The organism is Massilia sp. TWR1-2-2 (assembly GCF_049897565.1).
Classification (GTDB): Bacteria; Pseudomonadota; Gammaproteobacteria; order Burkholderiales; family Burkholderiaceae_D; genus JAFCUW01.
The window spans coordinates 22,697-39,495 of the sequence record NZ_JAFCWM010000018.1; the positions used below are offsets into that span (position 1 = coordinate 22,697).

The window sequence follows — 16,799 nt, forward strand, 5'->3', positions numbered from 1 at the left end:
AAAGGCCCCGTTTTGGGGCCTTTTTTCGTCTCGACCTTCTGACTGCCTCAAGCTTCCGATGCGAGGCCGATCGGCGCCGGCGTGATGTTGACAATCAGCGAGAACAATCGGTCGAAGCCGTCCTTGTAGGCGGTGCCGGCCAGCGGATCCCAGTTGGCGGCGAACCAGCCATCGACGTCGAGCCAGTCCTGCGCCGTCAGGAAGCGGTCGGCCGCCGGCAGCACGATATCCTCTTCGAGCCGCATGTGCGCCTGGCTGTAGGCGCAATACTCCTCCACCGCGCGGGCGAACGGCGCGAACCCCGCTTCGCGGTCGAGTTCGTATCGAGTCAGCTGGTGTTCGAGCTCACGCACCATCGCTTCGCCGGCGACGTGCTGCGCGCTCAGCTGCGCGATCTCTTCGTCAACGGTGCCGGTGCGCTGCTGCAGCAGCGCGAACAATTGCTCTTCTTTCGGGTGATGCAGCTTTTCGGGATAGTCGACGATATACAACAGCATCGCGCGAAACACCTTGCACGCGGGCGCCTTGCCGCCATCGGCGGTGGCGCGGACGAAATGACGCATCGCCTGCAGCACCGCCCACAGGCGGTCGTGTTCTTCATGGATGACGCGGGTGCCTGCATGGGTCGCTAAAGGGCGCATTGCTCAATTCCCGTAGATTGGGGGACAGATGCCGGACAGCACCCTGTCGGTATCGACATTACCAACGCCGATGCTAGGCGACGGGGCGCAATAAATCCATGATGTAAGTCAAGACGGGCACATCCAATATTCGCGCGTAAAAGATCCAGTTGGGTAGATTTTTTGTGAAATAACGATGTGGCGGTCGTACAAATGGCAATTTTCGGTGTTTGTCCACGGCTCGCGCTGAACACCTGCGCCGGCTTTCGCGCGGTGAGTCGCTGCGCATGACCGGCCGCAACTACGGCCTTGGCGGACTGCGGCTGATGGTGCAAATCCTGATTTCCGGCCGCGTTGCCGGCGACCCTGTCGGGGCTGAAGATAGGCTGGGCGTTCGCTTGGCGCACCTTGATCGCGGCCGAGCTGGTGTTCGGCACCACCTCCGGCGCGGGCGGGCTCGGCTGGTGCATCTTCCAGAGCCGCAACGAGCCTACACCGACAAGGTGTTTGCCGGCCTGGCCGCCGTCATCGTCATCGGGCTGCTGGTCGAGAACATCGTGTTCCAGTCGGTCGAGCGGCTGACCGTGTGCCGCTGGGCAATGCAACGCTAGCGTCATATGCCGGCGCGCGATAACGATATGTGAAATCAATCTTGGCCGCTTGCGCGCCGATGCTCCAGCACCAATTCGGGGTCAGACCTAGGTCTGACCCCGAATTGGTGGGGTGGCAAGTGTCGTGAAAGTGTGGCGAGATGTCAGCTTGTGTCGCGGAAAGGGATTTTGGGCATTGGCTCTACTACAATGGCTGCCGAGGAGAGTTGCCATGTTTCGAGTAATGCTAGTGGAAGACGATGCCAGGCTTGCCGAGCTGGTGATGGAGTATTTGAGCGGCTACGAGTTCGAGGTCGAACTCGTCACGCGCGGCGACCAGGCGCTGGCGCGCTTCGCCGACATCGCGCCGGACCTGGTCGTGCTCGACCTGATGCTGCCAGGCCTCGACGGCATGGTGGTGTGCCGCCAGCTGCGCGCCGTCAGCGAGGTGCCGATCCTGATCCTGACCGCGCGCGAAGATTCGTACGATGAAGTGTCGGGACTGGAGCAAGGCGCCGACGATTTCCTCAACAAGCCGGTGCAGCCGCGCGTGCTGCTGGCACGCCTGCGCGCACTGATGCGCCGCGCCAGCGCTCGCCCCACCACCGATGGCCAGCCGCTGGTGTTCGGCGCGCTGACGATTACGCCCAGCGAACGCAGCGTCAGCTGGCGCGGCGAACAGTGTGTGCTCAGCAATACGGAGTACAAGTTGCTGCTGGTGCTGGCCAGCTCGGCCGGCCAGGTGCTGTCGCGCGACGCGTTGCTCAAAAAGATGCGGGGCATCGAATTCGACGGCCTCGACCGCAGCATCGACAACAGCATTTCCAAACTGCGGCGCCGCTTCGACGACGCCGCCTCGGAAAAAATCAAGACCGTGTGGGGCGAAGGCTACCTGTTCTCGCCGTCGTCCTGGGCTTGACCGAACTTACTCCGAACTTGCTTTTTTAATTCACTCGAAGACAGGCGCGATCCCCAGCGGCGCTTCTTGCGTCACCACCTGGCCGCGCGCCGGCGCGTCGCCGAACCTGTACAGCACCGTCTTGAAGCCGTCGTCGGCGTCGTCGGCGAAGATGGCGCCGTCGACCACCGGCAAGGCCTGCGCGGAGTCGCCATTGCGCACGCGCACTACCGGCGCGGCGCCCTTGCGGGCAAAGCCGAAGCGCACCCCGGCGCAGCTCAGGCTGCGCGCCGATGCATCGGCATAGCGCGCGAATTGAAGCGCCTGGTTGCAGGCGGCGCGCAGCTCGGCCGCCTCATACACGCCATCGGGCCGCACCAGCACCGTTACCCGCGGGCGCAGCACGTACTGGCCGATCGGCCGGTTCAGCACCAGCGCGGCGTTCTCGTCGTAAGCGGCCTTCAGCAGCGGAAACACGGTGCGGCCGGTGGCGTCCAGCGGCAGGTTCAGCTGCGTCGATTTGCCCTGCAGCGACAGGCGCAAGCCGTCGATGGGGGCGCCTTTTTCGCGCGGCATGACCTGGAAGTGGCTCTGGATCAGATGCTTGGGCTTGCCGTATTTTTCGAACACCACCATCGCCCGGTATGCGTCACGATAACTCGCCCAGCCGCCGTCCTGCGCCTGGGCAGCGGCAACGCCGGCGGCCAGCAGCAGGGCAATCAGAGCAGGGAAAAGTCGGAACCGGGACATGTGCTTTAAAACCTGTAGGCAAGTGCGGTCGAAACCGTCACGTTGGCGGGCCGCTGTACCAGCGGGCTGTCCTTGGCGCTGCCGACCAGGCGCGACGCCTGCAGGCCGGACGTGACGATCCACGATGGCGCCAGCGCCCAGTTCCAGCGCGCGCCGACGTGCACATCCTTGATGCCGCCGGCAGCCTGGTAGGCGGCATAGCCGCTGCGCTGTGCTGCGGCCGCCGCGACGCCGAAAAAGGCGTCGTTGTGCGCGCGGTTGGCGACGGTCAGGCCGGCGCTGACGGAGACGGCGTGGTGCAGCGCCGGCTCGGCGGCGATGCGCTGCACCGCGACACTCCAGGTCGCGCCCTTTTTGTCATTGCCAGAACCGTACAGCACGCTGTTGGTCAAGCGAAGGCGCGGCGTCAGGTACAGGTTGAAAAACGCGCCCGCTTGCAATCGCGCGCCGATCGGGTCCATGCCGTCGAGTTGCTTCGCCTTCGCGCTGCGAGCGACCACCAGCGGTGGCTGGGCGACGATGCCGGGGAAGCTCACGCTGTCGACCCCGCCGATGCCGCTCGCGCTGCCGGACGCGCTGCGGCGCAACTGCAGCGCCAGCAGCGGGCCGTATTCGACCGACGGTGCGGCGGACAGGTGCATGCCGGCGCTCATGCCGGAGATGAAGATGCCGTTACTCGATGCCAGCTGCAGCACCGGCAGCGCGTTGATCCGCTGCTCGCGCGCGCCGTCGTAGCGCGGCGCCGATACGGCACCGAGCCCGAGGTACAGGTCGCGGCTGCCGTCGGGCATCCGGTTCACTGCGGGCGTCTGGGCGGCCGCGCTACCACATGCGGCCGCCAGCGTGATGGCGAGAAGCTTTTTCATTTTGTCTGTATCGAGAGTTTGCCTGTGCGCATTTTACGGTGCGACACGGCGCGCCCCCAAAATTTGCCTGTTCGTGCGCCGCTATCAGGCCCGTGGCGGCACGTCGATCGGTTCGACCAGGTGGCCGCTGCCCAGGCCCAGGTCGGCCTTGTGGCGATTGGCGTCGATCGTGTTGAACAGTGCGCGCGACGATTCGTCGTTGCAGAAGGCACGCGGGCCGGCGATCGAATCGGCCGCCGAGCAGAATATCTGCTGCGGCGTGGCGCCGTACAGCGTGCGGGCGTAGCCGTTGTCGCCGCAGTTGCCGGCGCGGTCCCAGTACACCATGCGCTTGTCGACCATGAAAAGGCGATTGCGCTGCTCGGCGCAAGGGGCCGCCTGCGCGTGGGCGACGAATTCGGCCGTCACCGGCGCCGCGCCGTTCGGTTCGCCGACGGCGACACCCTGCCCGGCCTGCCTTTCGCCGAGCGCGAGGTCGCCGCCGCCGGCGCCGCAGCTGGTCAGCAAAGCCGCGCCGGCGAGCAACGCGGCGCGAAATATGTATTGGGTGTACTGAGCCGGTGACATGGACAAAGCTCCTGATCCAGGTCCGGCGCGCATGCAGCGACCGAACTACACTGTCGAATAAAAAGAGCCCGCTCGATCCTTGCGAACCAGGCGGGCAAACGGAAAACCTGATGTGGACGCAGCTTACCGGGTCGCGGCCGCCCAATCCCCCCCGATTTGTCCGCCATTTGTCATCCATTTGTAATGCCCTGACGCGGGCGCGGCTCTTATACAATACTGCCAGGGAAAAAACTATGTCGTGCACCACAAGGCTGGCGGGGACGCCGTGAATCGCCTGTTTTTCCGATTCTTCGTGCTGGTGATGTTGTCGATCACGGTGGCGACCTTTGTCGTCTACTTCGCCATGAGCCGGCTGTTCGGCGACCCGCTCGACGACATCGCGCGGCGCCAGGCGGCCGCGCAGATCTTCCTGCTCGAACAATACGTCGACCAGGCGCCGGCCGACGAATGGCTGGCGCGGCTGAACAAGGTGCGCGAAGTGTCGCGCGTAAACATCGAACTGATGCCACTGGCCGGCGCCCGCGCGCAGCTGCCGGCGCGACGCCTGGCGGCGCTCGAGCGCGGCGACGTGGTGCTCGACCCGGCCAACAAGGCATTCTTCCGGCGCGTCGACCTCAAGGGCGACCGCTACATCGGCAGCGCCGACGAGGTCATCCACGCGCGCGACTTGCCGATCGACATAGGCCTGGCGCTGCAGATGGAGGCGCTGCGCTACGTCATCGTCGCACTGGCGCTGCTGATTCCGATCGCGCTGTGGTCGCGCAAGCACTGGCAAGGCCTGCAGGCGCTGTCGAGCGTGGCCGACGAGCTCGGCGCCGGCAAGCTGTCGGCGCGGGCCAGCTTCGGTCCGCGCACCAGCATCTACCCGCTGGCCGAGCGTATCAATCACATGGGCGAGCGGATCGAGTCGCTGCTGGCGTCGCAGGAGAACCTGCTTCATTCGGTGTCGCACGAACTGCGCACGCCGATCGCGCGGCTCGAGTTCGCCCTCGAGCTGTTGCGCGCGAAGGCGCCCGATGGCACGCTGACGCCGCGCATCGACGCGATGGAGGCCGACCTGGCCGAACTGAACGCGCTGGTCGCCGAGCTGCTCGGCATGGCGCGGATCGGCAGCGGACGCGCGGTGCCGGCGGCGCCGTTCGCGCTGGCGCCGGCGCTGCGCGAGTGCGCGCTGCTGCTCGATTGTCCGGTCGAGCTCGAAATCGACGATGCGGTCGGCAGCGTCAATGGCGACCGCCGGCTGCTGCTGCGCGCGGTTGGCAACGTGCTGCGCAACGCGCAAAAATACGCCAGGGCGCGCATCGTGCTGTCGGCGCGGCGGGTCGGGACGGCGGCGCTGGAAGTGGCAATCGAGGATGACGGCGCCGGCATCCCCGAAGTGGAGCGCGAACGCATCTTCGAGCCGTTCTACCGGCTCGACCGCAGCCGCGACCGCAGCACCGGCGGCTTCGGCCTGGGCCTGTCGATCGCGCGCAAGGCGCTCGAGCAGCATGGCGGCACGATACGGGCGGAAGGCTCGATGCTGGGCGGCGCGCGCTTCGTGCTGCGCCTGCCGGTGAACGGCGAAAAGGACAGAATGGCAGCGCATCCGCACCACACATAACAAAACTCCGCCGCAGCGGAGTTTTTTATTTCGTGGCCGACGTCGACTGCGTCAGATGCGTCATCGCGTAGCCCAGGTGCTCCCACCAGTGGTCGCGCGAACGCACCGTGACCAGGCATTTCCGGTCCAGCTCGCCCTTGAACAGCGGGTCGGCGCACTTGTTCGTCATCAGCGCGTAGCGCTGGTTCTCGGCGTTGATGAGCGCGATGCACAACCAGATGACGAGGCCGGCAAACACGACCGCCAGCGTCCACGCCACCTGGTTGATGTGGCTGGTCTCAAACAACTCCTCGTCCACGGGCTTGGAGCCGTCGTAGATCTTCAGAAGTTTTTGTTCGGCATCGCTCATTTTGTCTTGGCTACCTTCGCCACCACCGCGTCGAGCACCTGCACCGTCGCCTTCGACAGCGTGCCTTCGTTCAGGCCGCGGTTCGTCGCGTCGACCAGCGAGGGCGACGTCATGTAACGGCCGTCAACGACCAGGGTCGGCACCGACTGCACCTTGTAGGCGTCAAGAATCTGCGGCAGGCGTTTGAGCTTGGTCATGACACCGAACGAATTCCACGCATCGACAAACTTGGCCTTGTCGATGCCGTTCTTGACGGCCCAGCCGATGACGACGTCATCCTTGTTCATGCGGACGCGGTCGACGTGGATCGCCTTGAATACCTTCGGATGCATTTCCTCGAGCTTGCCCATCGCTTCCAAGGTCAGGTACAGGTGCGCTTCAGGATCGTTGACGCCCGAATACGGCATGTGCACGCGCTTGAAATTGATCTTGTCACCCTGCTTTTTGACCCATTCGGCGATGTATGGTTCCAGCACATTGCAATGCGGGCAGTGATACATGAAGAATTCGATCACTTCGACTTTTTTGCCGACAACCTGGGTCGGCTGTGGAGAGGCCAACTGGACGTATTCGGCGCCCAGTTTCGGATCGGCAGGCGAGGCGAAGGCGGTGGCGGCAACGAGGCCGAGTGCAGCAACGGCAAGGCGAAGGGAACGCATGGTGATCCTTATTAAGTTTGTTAGGCGAACGCCGCGAGATTACCACTTTTTCGGCGAACGCTCGCGCTGGCGGAGCGATTATTGCAAATGCTTACGTGTGTAACGCCGGCTTACTTGCGCCGTTGACGCGCCAGGTCGATCTTTTCGCATAACTGCGCCACGCCCTGGGCTACGCGCGGGCCGGGCCGGGTCAGCAACTCACCTTCGATGCGAAACAGGTTGCCGCGCTCGACGGCGAGCATGCTGCGGTACGGCTTCCAGATGCCGATGCCGGCCTCGCCCGGATCGTACTGCTCGCTGCCGAAGATGGCCTCGGGATTTTCCTGCAGCACCGCCTCGACGCTGACCGACGGCGCCACCACCTTCAGGCCGGCAAACACGTTTTCCCCGCCGCACAGGCGAATCGCGTCGGAGACGATGTGCTTGCCGCTGAGGGTGTACACCGGCTTGTCCCAGATCTGGTAGAACACCCGCACCGGCGCGCGCTTGCCGTAGCGCGCGCCGAGCGCGGCGACCTCGGCGCGAAAGCGCGCCGCCGCGACCGCCGCCACCTTTTCGGTGCCAAGCAGGCGGCCGAGGCGCGTCAGGCTGTCGGCCACCTGGTCGATGCGGGTCGGCTCGCTGTGGAACACCGGAATGCCAAGCTTGCCGAGTTGCTCGAGCTGGCGCCCGGTGTTGCCGCTTTGCCAGACGATCAGCAAGTCAGGCTTGAGGGCAATCACCCGCTCCATGTCGATCTGGGCATTGCTGCCCACCAGCGGGATCTTTTTCGCCGCTTCCGGATAGTCGCTGAAGTTGATGGCGCCAACGATGCGTTCGCCGCCACCGGCGGCAAACAGCAGTTCGGTGATGTGCGGCGCCATCGAAATGACGCGCTGCGCCGGCGCCGCCAGCGTCACCCGCACGCCGGCATCGTCGACGACGCTGATGTCGGCGAGGCTGGCGCCGGCGGGCAGCGCCAGGCAGAGCGCGACAATGAAGCGATTAAAAATCATAGCGTGCCGATAGCTTGATCTGGCGGCCGTCGCCCGGATAGATCCCGGAGCGGCAGCCGAACGCGTTGCTGTAGTACTGCTTGTCGGCCAGGTTCTGGCCCGACACGGCAAATTCCCATGGGCCAATAGTACGCGCATAGCGTGCATCGATGGTGGTGTATGAAGGGATGCGCGCGCCGCAGGCATTGGTGAAGTCGCTGCCGTAACGCTGGCTGTCGACCCACTGGACGCCGACGTCGGCGCTGTGGCCGCCCGCCGGCGCCCACGCCAGGCGCGTCGACACCGTGTTTTTCGGCACCAGCACCATCTCGCGGCCGGCGTTCGGGCCGGCGGTGAAGGTGGCCTTGACGTGCTGCAGGTGGCCGCTGAGGCGCCAGCCGGCGGCCAGGCGCGCGTCGCCGTCGATCTCGAATCCGCGGCGCTCGGTCGGATCGAGGTTGGCGTTGGCGCCAAAGCCGATCGTCGGGTCGTAGAAGATCTCGTTTTGCAGGCGGTGGCGGAAGGCGCGCGCGCTCATCTGGCTGCGGGCGCCGCCGAACGTCACGCCCAGCTCGAGGTCATGCGAGGTTTGCGCCTTGAGCACGGTCGACGAGGCGCGGTAGCTGTTCTCGTCGGCGTTGGCCATGCGGTAGCTCTGGCCGGCCTTGGCGTGCAGCTTGACGCCCGGCTGCACGTCGTAGCTGCCTTGCGCCTCCCAGGCATTCTGCGACTGCGAGCTGCTCTCGGACACCGGCGGGAAACCGAGCGGGTCGGCGTAGTCCTTGTCGAACACTTCGTGGCGCGCGCCGAGCGAAAAGCGGCCGTTGTGCGCCGCGCTCCAGCGGATTTCGTCGCGCAGGTAGATCGCCTTGGACGACTGGCTGGCGTCGGCCTTCGAGAAATCCGCGTCGGTGACGCGGTTCCAGCGAATCAGGTCGACCCCGCCGATCAGCTCATTGAGCATGCCGCTGTACTGCGACAGGTGGCGCACGCGCGGCGAAAACTGGGTCTGCTCGCTGTCGTAGGCGAGCTTCGAATCGAACGCTGCGTAGTAGGCCTTGACGGTTTTCTGGCGATGCGACAGTTCGGCCGCCAGTTCGACGCCGCCGATGCGCTGGTCGATATAGGCGCTGACGCGGTCGGTGTCGAGCGAGCCGTAGTCGCCCGGCGTGGCGCTCTGGCGCGGATTGGCTTCGAACTGCGCCAGGGTCAGCGAACCTGGCAGGCGCGATCTGGCGCGCGCGCTGTCGAGCCGGACGCCGGCTTTGCCGGTGCCGAGGTTCCACTGCGCGCCGGCCGAGATGGCGCTCTGGCGGAAGTCGTTGTTGGCGCGGTAGTTGTCGGTGCCCTGGGTGCCGATGGCGGCATCGAAGGCGCCGCCGTCCCAGTTGCGCGCGACCGAGGCGCGCACATCGTGCTGGCTGAACTGGCCCGCTTCGGCGCGCACCGAGCCGCGCGTGCCTGGCGCGCTGGCGCGGCGGGTGATGATGTTGATGACGCCGCCGGTGGCGCCTTCGCCGTACAGCACACTGCTGCCGCCGCGGATGATCTCGATGCGCTCGATGGTCTCGATCGGAATGGTCGACAGCACCGGGCCGCTCAATTCGTTGTCGCTCATGCGCACGCCGTCGAGCAAGACGACCATGTTCTGGCTGCCGTTCGAGCCGAAGCCGCGCAGGTCGAGCGAAAAGTCGGGGCTCGAGTCGAGGCTTTGGCGGCCGTAGACGCCGCCGATCTTGCGGATCGCCTGGTTGACGTCGGCCACGCCGGCGCGGCGGATGTCGTCGGCGCTGATGACGGTGGCGCCGATCGGCGCCAGTTCCGGCGCGCTGGCAAAGCGCGCGCCGGTAACGAGCACCTGCGGCATGCCGGCATCCTGGGCGTGGACGGATGGGGCGACGGAGAATGCCAGGGAGAGAGCGGAAACGAGGGCGAGCGGATGCAAAGCGGTTACGCTGCGAGGTGCGGAGAAAGTCATGGTGTCGGTCTTCGAAAAAAGTCTCCGGCCGTGCGTCCCCGCAAGCCGGATTCAACGGAAGACGCCCGCGGCTGCGCCGGCGCTCCCACCTGTCCTGGCCGGTATCCGGGCTCGCAAGTCGGACCGTCTCACCTTCCGATGCCATTCGCACCGTGGTGTTCGAGACAGCCAGTCGCCAGGTGGCGACGCTTGTTTACCGTTGCGGGGGCAGCACACCTTGCGCGCTTTGCCGGGGGCCGGCGCGGCAGCGTGGTGTTTCCCGTTTAACTGCAGGCGAGATCACGCCTGCGGGCACCAAAACGGGGCCATTATAAACGTAACAAGGGTCACCAGCGAGTGCCGTTGTGGGATTGCCGTTCGCCGCCGCGCAGATATTAGTCCTAACTAGTACAATCTAGGCTTACCCTATTCCAAGGAGCTGTCATGACAAATCGCCTGCCCACCTATTTCGTCTCGCACGGCGGTGGTCCGTGGCCGTTCATGAAGGACCAGTACGGCGCTACCTACAACAAGCTGGAGCAGTCGCTGGTGGACATCGCGCGCCAGGTCGGCGCGCGGCCGAAGGCGGTGCTGGTGGTCAGCAGCCACTGGGAGGAGGACGAGTTCATGGTGTCCTCTAGCGCGGCGCCCGGGATGATCTACGATTATGGCGGCTTCCCGCCGCACACTTACCAGGTACAGTATCCGGCGCCGGGTTCGCCGCAGTTGGCGCAGCGGGTGGCCGAGCTGGCGGCGGCGGGCGGCCATGCGGTGACGCAGGATCCGCTGCGCGGGTTCGATCACGGCACGTTCTCGATGCTGTACCCGGTGTACCCGGCGGCCGACATGCCGGTCGTGCAGCTGTCGATCCGGCACGGCTACGATCCGCAGACCCACATCGACATCGGCCGCGCGCTGGCGCCGCTGCGCGACGAGGGCATCCTGATCATCGGCAGCGGGCTCAGTTTTCACAACTTGCGCCAGTTCGGGCCGGGCGGCAAGCAGGCGTCGCATGCCTTCGACGATTGGCTGCAGCACGTTTTATTGAAGCTGACGCCGGCCGAGCGCAGCGTCGCCATGCTGCACTGGAGCGAGGCGCCGTATGCGCGCATGGCCCATCCGCGCGAAGACCACCTGGCGCCGCTGTGGGTGGCGCTCGGCGCGGCCGAGGGCGAGGCGGCCAGTTGCGTCTATCACGAGGACAATTTCTTTGGCAACCTGGCCGTGTCGAGTTTCCGGTTCGGCGCCGCGGCGGCGTGACAACGCCGAGAAGGAAACGGCGAATCAGCTAAGTGCCGCGTTTTCCGCGCGCCGAATTGGCGGCTTTTTCGGCGGCGATTGCCGCAGCCTTGGCGGCCTTCTCGGCCATCATGGCGGCATGCTCGGCCAGCGCCCTGGTGCGCGACTCCGGCGTTTCAAGGCTGATCCGGCCCAGCACGCCGGTGCGGTAATCCTGCAGGAAGGTGTGCGCCGCCTTCTCGAAATCGAGGTCGCCGCCCTTCTGCCGGTAGCCGCGCCGCGCCGCCACGCCTTCGACCACCGAGATGCCGTCGATGCCTTCGGTCGCAAAGCCGTAGCGCGCCGTCAGCAGGTGCGGATAGCGCGCCAGCAGCACGTCGGCCAGGTAGACCGCCACCTCGTCTTCGATCAGCGCGTTCGAACCGATCGCGTGGCTGGCGGCGAGCATCAGGCCGTCGCTGGCGAGCGCGATCTTCGGCCACAGCATGCCGGGCGTGTCGACCAGGATGATGTTCTTGCCAAGGTAGAGCTTCTGCTGCATCTTGGTCACGGCTGGCTCGTCGCCCACTTTCGCCACTTTTTTCTTCAGCAGCGCATTCATCAAGGTCGATTTGCCGACGTTGGGAATGCCCATGATCATGATGCGCAGCGGCTTGGTGGGCACGCCGCGATGCGGCGCCAGCGACAGGCACAGGTCCGGAATGCGGGCGACGTCGGCCGGCTTCTTGGTCGTCATCGGATAGGCGGTGACGCCTTCCTGGGCGTCGTACCAGGCGCTCCAGGCAGCGGTGGCCACCGGATCGGCCAGGTCGACCTTGTTGAGGATCTTCAGGCAGGGACGCTGGCGGAACAGGCGCAGCTCTTCGACCATCGGATTGCAGCTCGCCTCGGGCAGGCGCGCATCGAGCACCTCGATGACCAGGTCGGTGTTCTCCATCTGCTCGGCCGCCTTCTTGCGGGCGGCGTTCATGTGGCCCGGGTACCATTGTATCGACATGCGGTGCTTTCAAATTCTCAAATAATGGCGCTATTTTACGGGTTCACACGGTTCCAGGCGCGAATCGATTTTCGCGCAGCGCCATCAGGAGATTGATCCACCGCAACAAATTGGCCTACGGAAAGAAGAACAATAGACCCACCAATGGAGGGTCAACCAATGAACGCACTGAGACACATGGAACTCATTTTCGGCGTTGTGCTGCTGGCGGCGGTGGGCATCGCGGCCATGCCGCAGCGCCCGGTCGCACCCGCGCAGACGGCCGCGCGCGCCACCGCGCCGCAGCCGGTGCAGGTCGTCGTCGTCAAGGGCAAGCGCATGACGGATGTCGAAAAGCGCGCTGCGCTGAGCGCCGAGCCGCGGCCGGAAACGAACGGCAGCTGACCACCCCGGCCGGCCCCCATTACGCCCTTCCCTGGCGCCGCACTGGCGCCTAATTCGCCGCCGGTTCGGTGCAGGCGCCTGGCGGCAGCGGCGCGGCGGGATCGGCGGCGGCGAGCGCCCGGCGCGCCTGGCGCAGGTCCTTGCCGAATTCGGCCAGGTAGCGGCTGCGCTCCTCGCTTTGCCATTCGGCGCCGGAAAACGCCGTCAGCGGATGCGGCTTGCCGACGAAGGCGCGCCCTTCCAGGCGCGGCATCAGCGCCCGATCCGGATCGGAATTTTCCTTGAGCAGGTAGCCGTCGACGTCGCGCAAGGTCAGCGGCAGCGCCGGCTGCTGGTCGCGCAGCAGCTTGCCGAACGTGGTCAGGCGCACTTCCTGCGGCCCGGCGCGCAGCAGGTCGTTGAAGGTAGCCAGCGCGAACGGGCGGCCGTTGGCGTCGTCGACGCGGCCGCTTACGATGTAGCGGCCGGCCTGGCGCACGTCGGCGGCCAGGTAGAAATGGAGCGAGCCGTCTTCGAGCGCCTCGCGCACTTTCCCGGTCCAGGTCGCCGGCAGTTCGGGCGTATGGACGACGTCGAACGTCACCACGCCGGCGCGCCCGGCGACGCTGAAACGCACGTCGGTGCGGATGGTGCCGTTGAAGCTGGCGAGCGCGCCCTGGGCCGGGGCCAGCACCGCGGCAAAGGCGCCGTCGCCGGCGACCGGATCGGCCAGCCGGCCATCGTCGGCAAACGCCAGCTGCGCCTGGGCTCCCGCGCGCGCGCCGTTGAACGTCATGCCTTGCGCCAGCGCGCGCGCGATGACCAGCGGCAGCACCTGGCCGTCGGGGTCGACGGCGCGCAGCGAAAACGCCACCGCTTCGCCGGCGGCCAGGTAGACGCGCGACTGCGATGTCTGGATCCGCACCTTGGGGTCGCTGCCGCCGCCGTCCAGCCGCAACGGGTTCGACGCAGTGACCGGCGCGTTTGGATACACCTGGTCGGGCTGCTCGGCGATCGGGCGCGAGCCGTGCGGATACCGGCTGCTGGCGAGGTAGCTGCAATAGGTGCGTTCGGCCAGCTGCAGATTTTGCGCCAGCTGTTGCCGGCGCATCGGCGCCGGCGGTGCATTTGCCGGCCCGATGCGCCCGCCCGGCGCGGGCGCCGGCGACGGCGCCGCCGCCAGCGCCACTGCGGGTTGCGCCGGCGCGGCGCGATCGTCGCCGGCCGCCAGCCAGCCGACGGCGGCCAGGGCGGCGATGGCCAGCGCCGCCAGCAGTGCTTTATCAGCGCGCACTGACCACCATCGTCGAGCGCATGACCGAGACGATGCCGGCCCAGTTGCCGCGGTTCGAATGGCTGTACGCTTCCTCGTCGTCGCGGAACAACACGTAGTGATAGCTCCACTTCGGCCAGCCGCCCTCGTTGACGGCGCTGCCAATCGTCAGGTCGTTGCACCACCAGTCGCGCGGATTGCAATAGGCGCTGCCGGCCGTACCGGAGACGGCGCCGGCGCTGTGATACGGCACTACTTCGTCGTCCTGGCCGGGCAGCAGGCCGGAATACACGGTGCCGTAGGCGCCGGCAAACATGTAGAACCAGACGAAGCGCGTGTCGTTGTGGTTGTACATGGCGCGCGCGGTGCTGGTTCGCAGGTCGCGCACCAGCGGCTCGCCGGTGGTCCAGGCGCCGGCGTCGGCCAGTTCGGTGCCGCCGGCAGCGCCCGCCGCGGCCAGCACCCACTTGATGTTCCAGCCGGTCTGCGCGGTGCCGTCGGCGTTGCCGCAGACGCCAGCCGCATTCGGCGCCGCGTTTTTCTTCATGCGGGTGGAACCACCGTAGTTGGCCAGCGTGTAGCCGATCATCAGGTCGCCGGCGCTCTGGCTGGCGATGTAGCACCAGTTGGCGCCGGTGCAGAAGCAGTCGAGCGCGTCCCGGATCTTGCCGTTTTGCGTGGCGATGCTGTTGTAGCCGTCCCAGTTGACCGCCTTCTTGTTGACGCCGGCCTCGACGGCGGCCGGGCCCCAGTAAGCGAAATTGTCGTAGTTGCCCACCACCCCGCCGGCGCCGCGGCCGTTGATCCACAGCGAATAATTGGTGGCGCTGGCAAGGCTGGAGACAGCGCCCAGCGACAACAGCGCGAGGCACGCCAGCAGGCGCAGGAAACGGTTCATACATTCCTCCTTCAGGCAGCGCTGCAAAGGCCCGGACGCGGCAATCCGGGAAGCGAAATGAACGAACGAACTGGCCGGCCGCTGAGATCAAATCTACGCGGCGATATCGGTGAAGTCAACGCGCGCGATTGCGGCGTTGGCCCGGTGTGGTTTTTGTTCTAGTCCAGCTCGGCAAGCGCCTTGACGTGCGCCACCACGCTGCGTCCCAGAGCCGACAGGTTGTAGCCGCCTTCGAGGCAACTGACGATGCGCCCGTGCGCGTACAGGCGCGCAATGGTCATCAGCTCGCGCGTGATCCAGGCATAGTCCGCCTCGACCAGGCCCATCTCGCCGAGGTCGTCTTCGCGGTGGGCGTCGAAACCGGCCGAAATGAACAGCATCTCCGGCTTGAACGCATGCAGCGCCGGCAGCCAGTGCTCCTGCACCAGCTTGCGCACGACGTCGCCATTGCTGCGCGCCGGCACCGGGATGTTGACCTGGTTGGCCGTTTCCGGCTGCGGCTCGCTGTACGGATAGAACGGGTGCTGGTAGAAACTGGCCATCAGCACGCGCGGATCGTCGCGGAACGATTCGGCCGTGCCGTTGCCGTGGTGGACGTCGAAGTCGATGATCGCCACCCGCTTCAGGCCGTGCGAGTCGAGCGCGTGCAGCGCGGCCAGGGCGACGTTGTTGAACAGGCAGAAGCCCATCGGGCCGCCTGGCCGGGCATGGTGGCCCGGCGGGCGCACCGCGCAGAAGGCGTTGGTAATGTCGCCGGCAATCACGGCGTCGGTGGCGGCCATGGCCGCGCCGGCCGCGCGCAGCGCCGCCTGGTAGCTGTGTTCGTTGATCAGGGTGTCGGCGTCGAGCGGATAGTATTCGCCCGGGCCCGGCAAATTGTCGCGCACCAGGGCAATCGCCGCGGCGCTGTGGTTGCGCATCACGGCCGGCAATTCGGCCAGCGGGGCGTCGCGCCGTTCGAGCAGGCTGCCGATGCCGGAGCGGATCAGTTGATCGTCGATCGCACGCAGGCGCTCCGGCGACTCCGGGTGCCACTCGCCCATCTCGTGGCGCAGGCAATCCGCATGGCTATAAATGGCTGTGGTCATATTCCCGCTTTGAAGTTGCCGGTTCTCATCAAAATCGCACCGCGTTGCTGTTCTCGCATAGAATCATTTACAGCGATGCGATGAAGAGTGAAAAATTGTCCGAATGGCGCTAATCTACCATCCATCGCAATGTTTCGCTCGGCCGCAGGCGCGACACCACCCAGTTCACCGAAGACAAGCACATGTTCAATAAAATGCATGAAGTGGCACGCCAGGTCAGCCAGATCGTGGTCGGCAAGGATTTGCAGGTGCGCCAGGCGCTGACGTGCCTGCTGGCCGGCGGCCACCTGCTGGTCGAAGACGTGCCGGGGGTGGGCAAGACCACGCTGGCGCACGCGCTGGCGATCTCGCTCGGCTTGAAATTCAACCGGGTGCAGTTCACCAGCGACCTGCTGCCGGCCGACGTGGCCGGCATTTCCGTCTACGAGCGCGAAAAGAACGGCTTTGTGTTCCATCCGGGTCCGATCTTTACGCAGGTGTTGCTGGCCGACGAGATCAACCGCGCCACGCCGAAGACGCAGTCGGGCTTGCTCGAGGCGATGGAAGAACGCCAGGTCAGCGCCGACGGCGTCACGCGCGCGCTGCCTGAGCCGTTTTTCGTCATCGCCACCCAGAACCCGGCGCACCAGGTCGGCACGTTCCCGCTGCCCGAGTCGCAGCTCGACCGCTTCTTGATGTGCCTGTCGCTGGGCTACCCGGACGCGGCCGCCGAGCGCGCGCTGTTGATGGGCGAGGACCGGCGCAGCATGCTCAAGGCGCTGCCGGCGGCGATGCAGCCGGAAGAACTGGCCGCGGCGCAGCAGGCGCTGCGCCAGGTGCACGCCTCGCCGTCGCTGATCGACTACGTGCAGGCGCTGGCGCAGGCGTCGCGCCGCGACGGGCTGTTTGCCGAGGGGCTGTCGCCGCGCGCGGCGATCGCGCTGTTGCAGGCGGCGCGCGCGTGGGCCGCGCTCGAAGGGCGCAACCACGTGGTGCCCGAAGACGTGCAGGCGGTGCTGGTGCCGGTCTGCGCGCACCGGCTGCGCCCGCTAAAGTCGGCGCACGGCGTGGCGCTGGCCAGCCGCGACCTGGTGCTGCAACTGCAAAAATCGGTGCCGGTCTGACGAGC

At 66.3% G+C, this 16,799-nt stretch carries 18 protein-coding genes, 1 pseudogene and 1 riboswitch; of the genes and pseudogenes, 6 read left to right on the forward strand and 13 right to left on the reverse strand.

The genetic code is table 11. The annotated features are described in order from the left end of the window. Positions 1 to 47: 47 nt before the first annotated feature. The gene (locus ACP7DD_RS17455) at positions 48 to 641 is read right to left on the reverse strand and encodes a hemerythrin domain-containing protein (RefSeq protein ID WP_426176069.1); all 594 of its coding nucleotides are present in this window, start codon (positions 639 to 641) and stop codon (positions 48 to 50) included. Positions 642 to 854: 213 nt separating this feature from the next. Here ACP7DD_RS17455 and ACP7DD_RS17460 point away from each other — a divergent pair. After that, positions 855 to 1,231: pseudogene (locus ACP7DD_RS17460) on the forward strand (ABC transporter permease); the annotation flags it as partial. A gap of 211 nt (positions 1,232 to 1,442) precedes the next feature. Continuing rightward, positions 1,443 to 2,129, forward strand: a complete 687-nt coding sequence (locus ACP7DD_RS17465; RefSeq protein ID WP_426176070.1) for a response regulator — start codon at positions 1,443 to 1,445, stop codon at positions 2,127 to 2,129. Positions 2,130 to 2,159: 30 nt separating this feature from the next. On the opposite strand, the gene ACP7DD_RS17470 is transcribed toward ACP7DD_RS17465, so the two are convergent. The 3 genes from ACP7DD_RS17470 to ACP7DD_RS17480 form a co-directional block, all read right to left on the reverse strand. After that, a complete protein-coding gene (locus tag ACP7DD_RS17470; RefSeq protein ID WP_426176071.1) occupies positions 2,160 to 2,858 on the reverse strand; it encodes a hypothetical protein in 699 nt (232 codons plus the stop codon). 5 nt (positions 2,859 to 2,863) lie between these two features. After that, a complete protein-coding gene (locus ACP7DD_RS17475) occupies positions 2,864 to 3,724 on the reverse strand; it encodes a MipA/OmpV family protein (RefSeq protein WP_426176072.1) in 861 nt (286 codons plus the stop codon). Between the two features lie 84 nt (positions 3,725 to 3,808). Beyond that, positions 3,809 to 4,291: a hypothetical protein gene (locus ACP7DD_RS17480; RefSeq protein WP_426176073.1), complete on the reverse strand. Its 483-nt coding sequence runs from the start codon at positions 4,289 to 4,291 to the stop codon at positions 3,809 to 3,811. A 265-nt stretch (positions 4,292 to 4,556) separates the two neighbouring features. On the opposite strand from ACP7DD_RS17480, the gene ACP7DD_RS17485 reads away from it, so the two are divergent. Next, the gene (locus ACP7DD_RS17485; protein WP_426176074.1) at positions 4,557 to 5,894 is read left to right on the forward strand and encodes an ATP-binding protein; all 1,338 of its coding nucleotides are present in this window, start codon (positions 4,557 to 4,559) and stop codon (positions 5,892 to 5,894) included. Between the two features lie 25 nt (positions 5,895 to 5,919). Here the strand turns inward: ACP7DD_RS17485 and ACP7DD_RS17490 are convergent, their stop codons facing one another. From ACP7DD_RS17490 to ACP7DD_RS17505, 4 genes are all read right to left on the reverse strand, one after another. Next, positions 5,920 to 6,243, reverse strand: a complete 324-nt coding sequence (locus ACP7DD_RS17490) for a hypothetical protein (protein WP_426176075.1) — start codon at positions 6,241 to 6,243, stop codon at positions 5,920 to 5,922. Continuing rightward, complete coding sequence (locus ACP7DD_RS17495; protein WP_426176076.1) at positions 6,240 to 6,902, reverse strand: thiol:disulfide interchange protein DsbA/DsbL; 663 nt, start codon at positions 6,900 to 6,902, stop codon at positions 6,240 to 6,242. Before ACP7DD_RS17495 ends, ACP7DD_RS17490 begins: the two co-directional genes overlap by 4 nt. Before the next feature lie 110 nt (positions 6,903 to 7,012). Further along, positions 7,013 to 7,897 carry a cobalamin-binding protein gene (locus tag ACP7DD_RS17500; protein ID WP_426176077.1) on the reverse strand — a complete coding sequence of 295 codons (885 nt, stop codon included), beginning with the start codon at positions 7,895 to 7,897 and terminating at the stop codon, positions 7,013 to 7,015. After that, positions 7,887 to 9,854: a TonB-dependent receptor domain-containing protein gene (locus ACP7DD_RS17505; RefSeq protein ID WP_426176078.1), complete on the reverse strand. Its 1,968-nt coding sequence runs from the start codon at positions 9,852 to 9,854 to the stop codon at positions 7,887 to 7,889. Before ACP7DD_RS17505 ends, ACP7DD_RS17500 begins: the two co-directional genes overlap by 11 nt. 79 nt (positions 9,855 to 9,933) lie before the next feature. Further along, a riboswitch (cobalamin riboswitch) is annotated at positions 9,934 to 10,168 on the reverse strand. A gap of 109 nt (positions 10,169 to 10,277) precedes the next feature. On the opposite strand from ACP7DD_RS17505, the gene ACP7DD_RS17510 reads away from it, so the two are divergent. Next, on the forward strand, positions 10,278 to 11,093 hold the full coding sequence (locus ACP7DD_RS17510) for a DODA-type extradiol aromatic ring-opening family dioxygenase (RefSeq protein ID WP_426176079.1): 816 nt from the start codon (positions 10,278 to 10,280) through the stop codon (positions 11,091 to 11,093). Between the two features lie 28 nt (positions 11,094 to 11,121). Here ACP7DD_RS17510 and ylqF read toward each other — a convergent pair whose 3' ends face one another. Further along, entirely contained in the window at positions 11,122 to 12,042 is a 921-nt protein-coding gene (gene ylqF, locus ACP7DD_RS17515) for a ribosome biogenesis GTPase YlqF (protein ID WP_426176144.1), read from the reverse strand. Positions 12,043 to 12,228: 186 nt separating this feature from the next. Between ylqF and ACP7DD_RS17520 the strand changes: the two genes are divergently transcribed. After that, on the forward strand, positions 12,229 to 12,453 hold the full coding sequence (locus ACP7DD_RS17520; protein WP_426176080.1) for a hypothetical protein: 225 nt from the start codon (positions 12,229 to 12,231) through the stop codon (positions 12,451 to 12,453). Between the two features lie 49 nt (positions 12,454 to 12,502). Here the strand turns inward: ACP7DD_RS17520 and ACP7DD_RS17525 are convergent, their stop codons facing one another. From ACP7DD_RS17525 to ACP7DD_RS17540, 4 genes are all read right to left on the reverse strand, one after another. Then, a complete protein-coding gene (locus ACP7DD_RS17525) occupies positions 12,503 to 13,726 on the reverse strand; it encodes a hypothetical protein (RefSeq protein WP_426176081.1) in 1,224 nt (407 codons plus the stop codon). Further along, on the reverse strand, positions 13,716 to 14,603 hold the full coding sequence (locus tag ACP7DD_RS17530; RefSeq protein WP_426176082.1) for a hypothetical protein: 888 nt from the start codon (positions 14,601 to 14,603) through the stop codon (positions 13,716 to 13,718). Before ACP7DD_RS17530 ends, ACP7DD_RS17525 begins: the two co-directional genes overlap by 11 nt. Positions 14,604 to 14,761: 158 nt before the next feature. Then, positions 14,762 to 15,691 (reverse strand): histone deacetylase family protein, encoded by a 930-nt coding sequence (locus tag ACP7DD_RS17535; RefSeq protein ID WP_426176083.1) that lies wholly within the window; start codon positions 15,689 to 15,691, stop codon positions 14,762 to 14,764. Continuing rightward, positions 15,688 to 15,891: a hypothetical protein gene (locus tag ACP7DD_RS17540; protein WP_426176084.1), complete on the reverse strand. Its 204-nt coding sequence runs from the start codon at positions 15,889 to 15,891 to the stop codon at positions 15,688 to 15,690. The genes ACP7DD_RS17535 and ACP7DD_RS17540 overlap by 4 nt, the downstream gene beginning before the upstream one ends. Between ACP7DD_RS17540 and ACP7DD_RS17545 the strand changes: the two genes are divergently transcribed. Then, complete coding sequence (locus tag ACP7DD_RS17545; protein ID WP_099788881.1) at positions 15,874 to 16,794, forward strand: AAA family ATPase; 921 nt, start codon at positions 15,874 to 15,876, stop codon at positions 16,792 to 16,794. The two genes, ACP7DD_RS17540 and ACP7DD_RS17545, sit on opposite strands and share 18 nt — an antisense overlap. The last annotated feature ends 5 nt before the right edge of the window (positions 16,795 to 16,799 follow it).

Bases quoted from the DNA above. Each gene is read 5' to 3' on its own strand.
- ACP7DD_RS17455 (WP_426176069.1), bottom strand. From the start codon at position 641: ATGCGCCCTTTAGCGACCCATGCAGGCACCCGCGTCATCCATGAAGAA.
- ACP7DD_RS17465 (WP_426176070.1), top strand. From the start codon at position 1,443: ATGTTTCGAGTAATGCTAGTGGAAGACGATGCCAGGCTTGCCGAGCTG.
- ACP7DD_RS17470 (WP_426176071.1), bottom strand. From the start codon at position 2,858: ATGTCCCGGTTCCGACTTTTCCCTGCTCTGATTGCCCTGCTGCTGGCC.
- ACP7DD_RS17475 (WP_426176072.1), bottom strand. From the start codon at position 3,724: ATGAAAAAGCTTCTCGCCATCACGCTGGCGGCCGCATGTGGTAGCGCG.
- ACP7DD_RS17480 (WP_426176073.1), bottom strand. From the start codon at position 4,291: ATGTCACCGGCTCAGTACACCCAATACATATTTCGCGCCGCGTTGCTC.
- ACP7DD_RS17490 (WP_426176075.1), bottom strand. From the start codon at position 6,243: ATGAGCGATGCCGAACAAAAACTTCTGAAGATCTACGACGGCTCCAAG.
- ACP7DD_RS17495 (WP_426176076.1), bottom strand. From the start codon at position 6,902: ATGCGTTCCCTTCGCCTTGCCGTTGCTGCACTCGGCCTCGTTGCCGCC.
- ACP7DD_RS17500 (WP_426176077.1), bottom strand. From the start codon at position 7,897: ATGATTTTTAATCGCTTCATTGTCGCGCTCTGCCTGGCGCTGCCCGCC.
- ACP7DD_RS17505 (WP_426176078.1), bottom strand. From the start codon at position 9,854: ATGACTTTCTCCGCACCTCGCAGCGTAACCGCTTTGCATCCGCTCGCC.
- ACP7DD_RS17510 (WP_426176079.1), top strand. From the start codon at position 10,278: ATGACAAATCGCCTGCCCACCTATTTCGTCTCGCACGGCGGTGGTCCG.
- ylqF (WP_426176144.1), bottom strand. From the start codon at position 12,042: ATGAACGCCGCCCGCAAGAAGGCGGCCGAGCAGATGGAGAACACCGAC.
- ACP7DD_RS17520 (WP_426176080.1), top strand. From the start codon at position 12,229: ATGAACGCACTGAGACACATGGAACTCATTTTCGGCGTTGTGCTGCTG.
- ACP7DD_RS17530 (WP_426176082.1), bottom strand. From the start codon at position 14,603: ATGAACCGTTTCCTGCGCCTGCTGGCGTGCCTCGCGCTGTTGTCGCTG.
- ACP7DD_RS17535 (WP_426176083.1), bottom strand. From the start codon at position 15,691: ATGACCACAGCCATTTATAGCCATGCGGATTGCCTGCGCCACGAGATG.
- ACP7DD_RS17545 (WP_099788881.1), top strand. From the start codon at position 15,874: ATGTTCAATAAAATGCATGAAGTGGCACGCCAGGTCAGCCAGATCGTG.
- ACP7DD_RS17540 (WP_426176084.1), bottom strand. From the start codon at position 15,891: ATGCATTTTATTGAACATGTGCTTGTCTTCGGTGAACTGGGTGGTGTC.